At 66.1% G+C, this 11878-nt stretch carries 11 protein-coding genes; 2 read left to right on the forward strand and 9 right to left on the reverse strand.

What is annotated here, in order from left to right:
- The first annotated feature begins 174 nt into the window (after positions 1–174).
- Complete coding sequence (locus N5C18_RS15445; RefSeq protein ID WP_279945014.1) at positions 175–774, forward strand: GNAT family protein; 600 nt, start codon at positions 175–177, stop codon at positions 772–774.
- Here the strand turns inward: N5C18_RS15445 and N5C18_RS15450 are convergent.
- From N5C18_RS15450 to N5C18_RS15485, 8 genes are all read right to left on the reverse strand, one after another.
- Entirely contained in the window at positions 771–1544 is a 774-nt protein-coding gene (locus N5C18_RS15450; protein ID WP_279945060.1) for a CDP-diacylglycerol diphosphatase, read from the reverse strand. The genes N5C18_RS15445 and N5C18_RS15450 overlap by 4 nt on opposite strands.
- Before the next feature lie 173 nt (positions 1545–1717).
- Positions 1718–2335, reverse strand: coding sequence for a decarboxylase (locus tag N5C18_RS15455; protein ID WP_197564058.1), 618 nt, complete (start codon positions 2333–2335; stop codon positions 1718–1720).
- 133 nt (positions 2336–2468) lie between these two features.
- Complete coding sequence (locus N5C18_RS15460; RefSeq protein ID WP_279945015.1) at positions 2469–3062, reverse strand: hypothetical protein; 594 nt, start codon at positions 3060–3062, stop codon at positions 2469–2471.
- 9 nt (positions 3063–3071) lie between these two features.
- Positions 3072–4643, reverse strand: a complete 1572-nt coding sequence (locus tag N5C18_RS15465) for a DUF2235 domain-containing protein (protein ID WP_337999984.1) — start codon at positions 4641–4643, stop codon at positions 3072–3074.
- Between the two features lie 333 nt (positions 4644–4976).
- Positions 4977–5480, reverse strand: coding sequence for a DUF3304 domain-containing protein (locus tag N5C18_RS15470; RefSeq protein ID WP_230078896.1), 504 nt, complete (start codon positions 5478–5480; stop codon positions 4977–4979).
- Positions 5481–5604: 124 nt separating this feature from the next.
- Entirely contained in the window at positions 5605–6084 is a 480-nt protein-coding gene (locus tag N5C18_RS15475; RefSeq protein WP_279945016.1) for a DUF3304 domain-containing protein, read from the reverse strand.
- A gap of 10 nt (positions 6085–6094) precedes the next feature.
- Entirely contained in the window at positions 6095–6976 is an 882-nt protein-coding gene (locus N5C18_RS15480; protein ID WP_279945017.1) for a DUF4123 domain-containing protein, read from the reverse strand.
- Entirely contained in the window at positions 6976–9759 is a 2784-nt protein-coding gene (locus tag N5C18_RS15485) for a type VI secretion system Vgr family protein (protein WP_279945018.1), read from the reverse strand. Before N5C18_RS15485 ends, N5C18_RS15480 begins: the two co-directional genes overlap by 1 nt.
- 234 nt (positions 9760–9993) lie before the next feature.
- On the opposite strand from N5C18_RS15485, the gene tssA reads away from it, so the two are divergent.
- Positions 9994–11052: a type VI secretion system protein TssA gene (gene tssA, locus N5C18_RS15490; RefSeq protein ID WP_008267731.1), complete on the forward strand. Its 1059-nt coding sequence runs from the start codon at positions 9994–9996 to the stop codon at positions 11050–11052.
- A gap of 45 nt (positions 11053–11097) precedes the next feature.
- Here the strand turns inward: tssA and N5C18_RS15495 are convergent, their stop codons facing one another.
- Positions 11098–11877, reverse strand: a complete 780-nt coding sequence (locus N5C18_RS15495) for an OmpA family protein (RefSeq protein WP_279945019.1) — start codon at positions 11875–11877, stop codon at positions 11098–11100.
- Position 11878 lies beyond the last annotated feature (1 nt).

Genomic DNA, 11878 nt, shown 5'->3' on the forward strand with positions numbered 1-11878 from the left:
GCCATCGGCACATAACGTTCCCGTAACGAAAGTGTCCTGAATGGGCAGTTTCAACGGAAATGACCAGCCCTGATGGACTTATGCCTGAACCGAATCAGACCTGCCGCGGCAGCGATCACGCTTTTGCAACGATTTGAATGGTCTGCCGCTGCGGGCCTCGCCATCGTTGCGGGGATGATCAGCCCATATCCGACCCCCGCCCTCCCCCCGCTACGCCCGGTGCTGCGCCGCCATCTGCTGCAGCTGCAGGTGGCGCCGATCACCCTGCGCCCGTTCCAGCGCACCGATCTGCCGCGCTGGCGCCTGTTCGACGACCGTCGGCAGCGCGGCCGCCACCCCCCGTCCGGCATCGACGAGGAAGCACGCTTCCTCGCCCATATGCATCGCTCACGCCTGGAGCAGGACAACGACCAGCTGATGCTGGGCGTCTTCGATGACGAACACGGCACGGTGCTGGACCAGCTGCACATCCGCCTGCAATCGCAGGAGGCGCGCTGCGTCGAGCTGCTGTCGCTGCAGCACGGGCATCCGCATGTCGACGCCATGCTGCAGGCACTGTGCCCGTTCCTGTTCGACGGCGTCGGCCTGCATCGCGTGTTCGTGATGCTGCCCCCGGACGGCAACACGCCGTTCGCCAATGCGCTGCACGCCTTCGGTTTCAACCTGGAAGGCCTGCTGCGCGACCATCACCTGGACATGGACGGCTGGCAGGATCGCCAGCTGTGGGCACTGACCGCGCCGATGTGGCGCAGCGGCCTGCAGGTGGCGGACTAGCGCACCCGTTCCAGCACATCGCCGGCACCGGTCAGCACCGAGCAGGCGTGGTCCTGCAACTCTTCTCCGCTGGCCTCGTTGCCGGTTTCCGCGTCCACACGGGTGGCCAGCAGGATGAAGCCCGGGCCACCCTGCACCCGGTCACGCCCCGCCACCACCAGACTCCACTGGCCCACGTCGTCCACGCCTGCCAGGCCATAGGCCAGCAGGTTGAGTGGATTGGCGGTCAGCTCCGCGCCCGGCAGCAGGCGTGCCTGGTAGCGATGGCCACGCAGCAGCACCGGCAGTGGCGCCCACTCGGTGCCCACCGCAGCAGCGTGTGCATCGAGGGCCTGCAGTACGTCTGCACGCAGGCAGTCGACATGGATATGCAGCTGGTGCTGCGAGCGCCCATGCGGTGAATTCAGCGCCAGGCTGGCCACGCTGCGCGGCAGCGGTTGGCCCAGGGCCCGCTCGGTATGGCCGCGGGCCTGCCAGGCGGCGGCGAAGTAGTTCGGTGCGCCGCGCCGGTACAGGCTGCGGTTCTCGATGCCACTCAGCTTGTCCAGCGGCATCAGCAGGAACTGGTAGTCGCCGTGCGCGTCCTTGACCAGCACATCGCGCCGATCCACCGCCGCCTCCACCTGCAGGCAGTCACCACGCGGGCCTTCGGCCCCGCGGCAGTCACGCTCGATCAACCGCCACAACGCATCGGAGTGGGCCGGCGGTGGCGGAGCACTGGCACAACCAGCCAGCGCGGACAGGGACAACAGCAGCAACAGGCGGGGCACGGCACTCACGTCAATGGCTCGGCCAACGGCCGCGGCCCGTAGTGTAGCCGCCCTCCCAGCCACGCACCGCGCCGGCGGCATGGAGGCTTTCCTTTGCCCTGCCCGGGATATGCGGGGTCGCGCCGAATCGCTTGCATGGCGATCCCGGCGTTCCGCCGGATCACTGTCCTGGGTCAGTAGGTGCCGTACGACACTTCCACCACCACCGGCTTGCCCGCGTCCTGGGCCGGCTGCAGGGTGAAGCGGTCCAGCGCGCTGCTGTCGTCGCCCAGCGGCGTGCTGCGGAACTGCAGGCGGTAGGTCGACCCGGCCTGCACGCTGCCATCGGGCAGCAGCCGTGCGTTGGCCGGAACCAGCAACCCACCCAGATCGCTGTAGGCTTCGGGCGCATCACTGAAGCCGTAGTCGACCAGTTCATCGGTACGCCGCATCTCGTAGACCCGGGTCGGCCACGGCCGCGCCGTACTGCGGCCGTTGCGCAGATCGGTCACCCACTGTTCGGGCAGCTGGTAGACCTTGCGCAACGCCGTATCGTCCAGTTCGGCGCTGGCCACCTGCAGGCAACACACCAGCCGCTTGCTTTCGCGGTCGTAGATCGCGAAACGGGCGTCACGGCTCGCCGGCACCGGCAGCAGCGCGAACGGCACATCCCGCAACGCCGGCTCGGCGCCATCGCGCGAGCCCAGGTTGCGCCAGCCACCGAAGGTCGGCTCGGCCGCCTGTGCCGCGGGGGCGGCCAGGCAAAGCGCCACCATCAGCGCGCCGGCCGCGGGTGCGATCCAGTTGTGCATGTTGTTCATCCGTCAATGGCACCAGGCCAATCAGTTTCGTGAGGATGCCATGAAGATGCAGCGGCTGCCATGTGGGGACGGGCAAAGGCGCGGCGGCGCCGGTTCCAGCCCGGCGACGAAGCAGGCCTGCCCGCTAATAGGTTCCGAAAGGCACCTCGACCCTCAGGGCTGCACCGCCCCTGGCCGGTTTCAAGGTGTAGGTGTGTACGCCACCATCGCCATCGGCCAGCGAGGTTTCATCCCGCTGCACCGTATAGCGCTCCCCGGCAATCTCCAGCGCATCTGGCCCCGCCACCCGCGCATCTGGCGGCAGCAACAGGCCACCCGCTGCGTCGCCCTCTTCCCTGAAGGTATGGCTGCCCATCGCATCCTGCACCTTCAGCAGCTGGACATGCGGACGATAGGGTGCGGCATCCAGATTCCAGCCATTGGTCAGATCGGTCACCCACGGCCCCGGAATGTGCAAGCGGTCCTGGAGCTCGCTTTCACTCACCTCGGCGCCTTGCACCGACAGGCAACACACCACCTTGCCTGCCCTGGCGTCGTAGATCGCCCAGCGACTTCCCACCGGTGCAGCATGGGGAAGCATGGAGAAATGGAAGTGCCGCGCGTAATCACTGTCGGAGACCCGGCGCCACCCGCCCACGTCGGGCGGCTGCGCATGGCAACTCGCTGCAAGCAGTACGCCTGCTGCCGCGAGCGCCGCTCGATTCACGAACCCGGCCATCTTCACCGGTCAGCCGCCCATGGCTGTTCCCAGCTGCTGGAACGCGCCGCCGATGGAGGGGATATTCGCGGGCGGCAGCGTGGCGGGATCGCGGCACTCCTGTGCCCTCCTGCCGGCGACGCTGAAGACCTCGCGATAGCGCAGGTAGCCGTAGGTATTGAGGCGCGGAATGTTCAGCTCCGTCCACTTCATCATGTAGAAGCCAGCCAGCGAATCGTGCATGTAATTGTCGAACAGGTTGGTGCTGACATCAGGCACCGGCGTAGCGTTGAGCACCAGGTCCAGCAGGGTGCTGGTTTCGGCGGGAATGCCTGCGTAGGTGTAGGCCGCAGCGGACGCTCGTGGGGTTGGCTCGAACACCGGACGTCCGGCCTTGCGTCCGGCGTCCATGCGTTTCTGGCTTTCATCCAGCTGGCGGCGGTAAGCCGCCATGTCGCTCTTGCCTTGGGCCAGCTCGGTGACCAGATTGGCAAAGTCGCGCTGCGCGTTGGCCAGATCCACCTGATCCTCTGCATCGGACTGCTTGAAGAACGGCTGCTGTAGCAAGCTCTGCGGGCCGTTGGGCAGGCGCTTGCCCTTCCAGGCCACGTACTGCCGACAATGACCGGTGATCTGCTGTGTGTGTGCGCCTGCAGGTACCCCATGGCCGGTCAGCCAGGCGTTGTAATCGCGGATCAGCTGTGGGTGGCAGCCGAAATGCGTGGCATAGGCCGGGTCCTCGTTGAGTTCGGTGATCGTCTCCATCATGACACCCGCCTTGATGGCTTCGTGATGCATGTCGATCAACGGAATCTGTGACAGCTTGGCCTTGCCGTTCGCTGCGCCCGACACGAAATCCTTGCCCTGGCCGCCGGGCGAGTAGCCACCGCCGACATCGGAATGCATGCCGGGATAAAGCACTTCCTTCCCGCTGGTCGCCAGATCCAGCGGGAAGTTGATGCGCTGCTCATGCAGGGCAGCGAAATGCACGCATTGCCGGGCTTCGGGGTGAATGCTCATCATGTCACCGGCGGCCCAGTCCCATTTGCCCTTGGATACCCGGCTCATGGCAGCAACGCCCACCGATGCTACGGTGTCGAAGATACCCATGAAATTTAGGTAGAGCGGAACACCGGCGATGTTGTAGCCACAGCCGCTGCCCCAGGCCTCGGCGGTTTCATACAGCCGATGCACGAACGCCCGCGCCTGTGCGGCACCGCGCGAGAAACCGAAAACGGACACGTGCACAGAGGTGACGCGACGCTGGTGGCTTTTCACCACGCGCTCGAGGCGTTGCGCGATTCCGGTCAGCATGGCGCGGCGCGTCATACCTTCCAGCAGGCGCGTCTCGCTCATCGAACCGACCAGGATCTTGGCTTCAGCCGGCGTGATCAGATCATTGGATTTGAGGTACTGATGCACCGAGTTGATGACTTGCAGGATCGCCCAATGGATGCGATCGGCACCGTATCGTGCAGCCCCTCCTCCCAGCGTGTCGCCATCCTGGTTGGTATCGCCGACCTCGGAAAATGGCGTCCCCACGCCGGGAACATAGACGCTGAAGAAGCCGTTCTCCGGCTCGGCCAGGTTGGCGTCGTACAAGCGTGCCACGTTGCTGTGGCCGTTGCGTGCAAGCTGGGTGCGGGTGGCGCGTGTCTTGCCGGTGACGAAGGTCCCTTCCCACTCACGGTTGTTGCCGGTGCCATCGAAGTAGATGCTCACATGAACCTGGCCCTGGCATTGCGAACCCTTCTCGCGCAGGCACGCCATCGCCTTCGCCCGCCGCTGTGCCTCAGCGCCGCTCAGGGCCCGCTGTCCGTTGGCGGGCATGGGCTGCGCGCCAGTCGCCGTGCGTTCATTCATGTCCTTGCCTCCTTGTTCCGATGTCCGTCCCTGCCGGATTGCTTGTCCCTGTTGATCCCACCCCGCTTACCATCAGCCAGCGGGCGGGCGCCGGAGGTGCTCCCACACGGGATTTTCCCCCTCACGCAACGGCGCCTCGGGTCCCGTCAACGGATAGTCCGGGTGCCCCAGTATCAGATTGGTCACGAACACCTTGACCTGGCCATTGCGCAGGAAGTGAACAGCGAGACTGCCAACCTCGTCGTACCTGGGGATTGATACCGTCGCCTTCTGGTAGGTTTCCAGATCAGTTGTCCACTCGATCTCCACGTTCAGATCCGGAGTCCATCGGTCAGGAACAACAGCGCAGCAGACCGTGCCGCTTGCCGAGTGACGTCGAGCCGATCCTCCGCTTCCACCATTCACCTGGAACTGCGCAATGGACTGGTCGGTATGGTTGTAGCCCCGCACTCCCACAGGTGTAGAGGCGGGCTGGCCCTTGCAGGCGGCCAGTACCGGCAGCAGAAGCAGCACAACCAAGGCGGACAGCAGCGGAACACGCATAATGTGATGTGTACGCACGAATCGTGGGATCATTTCTTCTTGTCCTTGAGGGTGCAGCAGCGACCCGAGCAGCGCGTCATGGCTGTTGCCTTCTGGTTTCCAGCATCTTCATTCCTGATGTAGTTGCTGACGTCATCATTCGCGCCTGGCCCTCTGATCAGCTTTCGAGGGGGCGCCGAAGGTGCTCCCACACCGGATTCTCGCCTTCGCGCAAGGGCGCTTCAGGGCCGGTCAACGGATAATCGGGATGACCCAGCGCCAGACCGGTAACAAAGACCTTGACCTGTCCGTTGCGCAGGAAATGGACCGCCAGGTTTCCGAGCTGGTCGTACTTTGGAACTGCAACAGTCGCCTTCTGGAACGTTTCGAGATCCGTCGTCCATTCGATCTCCACCTTCATATCCGGTGTCCATCGATCAGGCAGCATCGCGCAGCACACCGTTCCGCCTTCCGAGTGGGAATCGGCCGACCCGCCACTGCCGCCGTTCACAAGGAACTGCGCGATGTAGGCATCGGTGTGGTTGTAGCCCAGCACAGCCACCGGTGTGGAGGCTGTCCGCCCCTTGCACGCGGCCAGGGCTGGCACCAGGAGCAGCAGTACCAAGGCCGCCAGCAATTGAGTGCGCATCAAACGCATGGTTGTTCCTCTAGTTCAATGGTGTTGCCGCTTCGGCCGGCAAGGCCGTGGGGGCTTCCCATAATGGAACGCCCATCAACCAGATGTCGTCAGGCAAGGCCGACGCCCAATCCGGGAACGGAGCCTCAAAGGCACTGGCCTCCTGCGAAAACCGGGCCCGCACGGCGGAATGATCCCGGCAGGCGCCTGAGGTGTACAGCGCCAGCAACAGGTACTGCACGTGATCGTCCACCTGGTCCACGCCGTGCGCGATCGTGTCCTGCATATGCTTGACGACGAACGGGTACAGCGCGCGATAAGGCACCCGCTTCATCTCATCGGGAATGACCCGGCGGAGCTGGGCGATGGCCACATCCGGTTCGCACGCATCCAGCAGGCACGTGTACTGCTGCTGGTCCAGGCGCAATGGCGGAAGTGCAGGCAGGCCGGCATCGTCCACCTCGGCCAGCGGCCATTCCTGCAGATCGCCATAGCGATCGAAGTACTGCAGGCGCTGCACGCCCTCCAGCAACGCGGCACGCTGCGCGGGCAACAGCAGCTCCAGCAGCGCAGGCAGGATGCGCGTGTCGTACCAGCGCAACAGCATTTCGCGACCGCCCTTCTCGGGCACCTTGACCAGATGGAAGGTCCGCAGCCGCTTGGCGAGCTCGTCCAGTTCCAGCGCACTCCACAGCAGGGTCACGCCCGGCCGCTGCGTGCCCATCTGCCGGATCTCCGCATCCAGCCTGGCGTGCACGGCCGTGTCCGGCCAAGCCACCAGCAAGGGAGCGATATCCAGCAGGCTCGCCTCGGCCGTGCCCTCGAACAGCGAGCGATAGTGCGCGCCCAGGCGCTCCAGCCGCTCATGGAAATGCGGCCGCTGCGCGCTGTCGATCACCGCATAACGATTCATCACACCAGCACTCCCGGCGTGCCCTGGCGCATCGCGTCGAGAATGCAGCTCTTGCAGCTGCTGCGCGGGAACTGGGGAAGCGGATAGCCCTGTTGGGCCGGCCCAACAAATGACTTGCTGCCGGCATGCACGGTGATCGTGCCGGGGCAAGCAATGGTAATGCTGCCGCCGGCAATGGTCAGGCTGGCCCCTCCGGACGTCGCGACGTGGATCGTGTTGGCCGCGGCGAGCTCCACCGGTGCCTGCGCGCTGGCGCCACGCAGCGCACCACGCGACTGGATGCGGACCAGGTCTGCATGCGCCTGGATGTCCAGCGTTTCGCTGCCGGCCACCACGTCAAGTGCCGTCGGAGCGGCGGCGGCCCCTTCAACGACGGATGCCAGCACTCCGATCGCTTGCCCGGCATGAAGCCGCGCCTGCCCCATCGTGATCGCCTCACTGTGACTGCCACTGGCCAGCAGCAGGCCTTCGCCGCTGCTCCAGTGCATGGCTTGGCCCGCCACCTGCACAACGCCCTGCGGAGCAGCCATCCCCAGGAGCGGGTCGCCCGAATGCGGCACCCTGCCCTGGCCCGCCTCGGACGCGCGCTCGGCCGCACTGCCCTTTCCTGCGCCGAAATCGTCGCCACCGGTGGTGGTACGCACGCTCGCCAGCAAGCCGGGGACCGGTGACTTGTCGGCCACCATCCTGGAGCGCGCCGCAGCCTTGGCACCCTCCTGCATCGCCAACGGACTGGTTACATGCGTGCGCGCGGCTTGGGTGAAGCGCTCGCCCAGGGCCTGCAGCTGGGTCAGCAGCGCGGCGGGCTGCACCGCCTCGCCTGCAGGTGCAGTCGATCGATGACCATAGGCGGTGAACCACACGCCCGCCGTCGCCCGTACCGCCCCCCAGGCATCGCTGCGCAGCTCGAAGCCGGTGCCGCGCACGCTGCCTACATAGTTGTCAGCCTGGTGCCGGAGGTGACCCAGCGACAGCTGCGACGCCTGCTGGCTGCTGGCCAGCTGTGCACGCAGCTGCTGGTTCGAGTCGTCGAACAACAGGTGGTTGCTGCCTTCACCGCCGTCCCATTCACGCGAGCGGATACCCCAGAGTGCTCCGCCCTGCCGATGCGCCTGGTCGCCCGCGCCTGCTGCGTGCCATGCCGGCGCCTGGCCGCCACTGAGGTTGGCCTGTGCGCTGTGGCGCGCATCACCGGCCTGGCCGTAGGCAGAGACATCGCCCTCGCTGCTGGCACCAGCGGGCGTCGGCGTCACGCCGGCCTCGCCGCGCCCGTTGTACAGCGCCCCCAGCACCAGCGGCCGGTCGATGTCACCGTCCAGGAAGCCGACCAGCACTTCCTGGCCGATCCGCGGCAGGAACTGGCTGCCGACGCCCGGTCCAGCGTAGCGCTGCGCCACGCGCAACCAGGCACTGTCATGGGCACCCTCGCCCTGCGCCTGCTGGAAATGGAAGCGCACGCGCACGCGGCCGTGGCTGTCGGCATGCAGGTCCTTGCTGTCACTTCCCTGGCCGGCCACCACGACTGCCGTCTGGTACCCGGGCACCGTCGGGCGAGGATTCAGGCGGGCTCCGGTGCCATCCAGCAGCAGCGGTCGCCACGGGGTGGCGCGCGGCACCGCCTCAAATCGATTGCCGTAGCCAATCGCCTCAGCCTGCTGCCACAGTGCGGCGTCTGCGCTGTCGCCGGGGGCGACGCCGAGTGCGTCGTCAAGGCTGCGACGCAGGTCGGTGGGCAGGTTGTTGATGCCGGCATGGTCGACCGCGACCAGCAGCAGCTCCGGCGGTGTACCGCCCGGGGCCTGCTGCAACCGCAGCCAGCTTCCCGACTGCAGGCCGCGCACGGTACCGTGCCCTTGCCAGCGTCGACTGTGTGCTTCGCGCGCCTGCGCCTGCAGGCGGGCCTGGCGCGATGCGGCCGCGCCATCGCTGAAGGCATAGGCGCCCACCGCATCGAAATCCTCGCGGGTGGAGCCGTTGCCGCCGCCCTCCATCGGCGACTGGCCCGACAGTGCACGCACCTGGCGATAATCATCGCTCTGCAGGCTGACCGTCGTGCTGGCCAGGCTGCGGTGCAGGCCGATGGCCTGCACGCTGTCGCTGGTTTCAGTGGCATCGCTGCGGTGGAAGCGCACGCCGGCCCCGGCGCTGGTGGCATCCTCGGGCAGTGCAACGCTGTCGGCAAAGATCTCCAGGCCATTGCCGCAAGGCGCTTCCTCGTCCGGATACAAGCGCCAGCCCAGTCCTTCCTCGGCCAGCAAGCGCTGCAGGAAGTCCAGATCGCTCTCACGGTACTGCACGCAGTAGCTGCGCACACGCTCATCCAGGAAGGCGTCGACGCCTTCGGCCCAGCGCCAGCGTGCGATGTCGGCGTGTGCGGAAAGCACCGCATCGACAATGGCGCGGATGCCTTGTTCCTGGAACACGCGGCTGTGGCGCGCATGCTGCAACCACCAGGTCCACGACACCAGGTGCAACCGGTAACGCACCAGCCCACCGTCGCCCCCGACCCGCGCGGCGTCGGCCACCAGCCCGCTGCGCTGCCACTGCCCGCCGTCGGCGCGCTGCGTGATCAACGTTGCGCGCGTGGCAGGCAATGCCCCCAGTTCGAGGCCAGCATCAGTGCAGAGCACCTCGACCTCGGTCCATGCGTGCTCGCCCAGCGCGTCACGTCCACGCCAGCGCTCCACGGTGCATCCCGTGAATGCTTCCGACTGCAGACGATACAGGCGCTGCGCATCGCCAAGACCTGCAACCTGCGTCATCAGGTAATTCAGCTGATCCATGCCATTTCCAGAGTGAAGACGCCAGATCCATGCGGAATGGCGTCGGTTTCCAGTTCCCGAATCTACCAGAACAGCGTGTTCGTCAAAATCACGGCGCGTTATTGCGCAACGAACTGCGCTTTGCGTCACATAACCGACGGAATAACGTATTCAGCTACAGGCACTTGCCCGGATCCCGTAATCGCGTTCACATTCAACGGCTAGAATCGTCCGCAGTCCCCAACGAGACCTGCCATGCTGGATCAGGAAGCCCTGCTGGCCCCGATTTCGGAAAACGCCCCGACCGGTGAAGACCTGTCGTTCTCGGCGGAATTCGATCGGATCATCGAAAACCGTCGTGCCGACGACCCGACCCTGGACCAGGGTGCGTGGCAGACCGACATCAAGTACGCCGACTGGAGCAGCGTGCTGCGCGAGGCCGACAGCCTGCTGCAGACCCGCACCAAGGACCTGCGACTGGCCGGCTGGCTCAGCGAGGCGGCCACCCAGCTGGAAGGCTTCCAGGGCCTGGCTGCTGGCTACCGGGTCACCGCCGGGCTGTGCGATCGCTTCTGGGATGAGGTCCATCCTCAGGCTCCGGACGGCGACTTCGAAGAACGCATCGGCAACCTCAGCTGGCTGCTGACCAATTCGCTGCAGTGGCTGCGGGCGGTGCCGATCATCGTCGCCCCGCAGGGGCGCTTCAGCCTGACCGATTTCGAGCATGCCCACGCCCGCGCCAACAGTGGCGAGGACGATGACGGCCGGCCCGGCCTGGACATCCTCACTGCCGCCCGCCGCGACACCCAGCACGGGTTCTACCGCCAGCTGGCGGATGACCTGCCCGACTGCAGCCAGGCCCTGGCCGAACTACAGGCGGCGGTAGACAACCGGCTGGGGCTGGACGGCCCCAGCTTCAGTGCCGTACGCGAACAGCTGGAGCATCTGCAGCGCACCGTGCTGCGCTTTGCCCGCGAGGCCGGAGTGTTGCTTGATGGCGAGACCGGGGCGGTGGAAGACCCGTTCAGTGACAGCCATTTCGCCGAAGACGCACCCACGTTCGAGACGACGCCGGCTGCGCCCTCGCGCGGCCCCGCCGGTGCGCCGGGTTCGCGCAAGGAAGCCTTGCAGCAGCTTCGCCAGGTCGCCGAGTTCTTCCGCCGCACCGAGCCGCACAGTCCGGTTGCCTATCTGGCGGAAAAGGCAGCGCGCTGGGGCGAGATGCCGCTGCACGTCTGGCTCAAGCGGGTCATCAAGGACCACGGCACGCTGGAACAGATGGAAGAAATGCTGGACGTCAATCCAGAAGACTGAGCTGCGCGCCAGGGCCGGGGAGCCTGACCGGCTCCCCGGGCGCAGTTACTGGATCTTGAACTCGATCCGGCGGTTGCGCGCACGGCCGTCGTTGCTGGTGTTGTCCGCCACCGGCTCATCCGGCCCCTTGCCCAGCACGTCCATGTGACTGCCGGGGATGCCCTTGGACATCATGTAGTTCTTCACCGCCAGCGCACGTGCATGGCTGAGCGTGAGATTGGACTCACGCTGGCCGACATTGTCGGTGTGGCCGATGATGAGGAACCGGCTGTCCGGCATCTGCGCCATCTTCGCCACCATCTCGTCGAGGATGCTCATGCCGAACGGCGTAAGGCGCGCGCTGCCGCTCTGGAATTCAATGATGCGGTTGGCCAGAGTCTGGTCCAGCACGTTCTGCTGCGAGCCCACTTTCAGCGCGTTGGTCACCGTGTAACTGGTGTTGCTGGCCAGGCTCAGGTCACTGGCGACCTGCTGGCGCAGGGCTTCATTGCCGACTTCACCCGTAATGCGCACCGCCTGGCCATTGACCTCCAGCTTTCCGGGCGACACCCGCTTCAGGCCCGGATTGATCATGCCGGAAACATAGTCGCCCCAGTTCGGCGGCGTGGCGATGGTTTCCACCTGGATGCGGTCGACCACCCGCTCGGCGCCATAGACCGCGCGCAGGTTGTTGAGCAGCTTGGCCTTGGTCGCCTGGTCAGGCACCACGCCTTCGATGACCACCGGACGCTCGCCGGCGGCCACTGCCGGCGCGTTCTGCGCGGCCAGCGGCGCGACCACCAGCAGCAGCGGCAGCATGAGATGGAGAGGTTTGCACAGGCGCATC

Source organism: Stenotrophomonas sp. GD03930, from assembly GCF_029839665.1.
Lineage (GTDB): Bacteria > Pseudomonadota > Gammaproteobacteria > Xanthomonadales > Xanthomonadaceae > Stenotrophomonas > Stenotrophomonas forensis.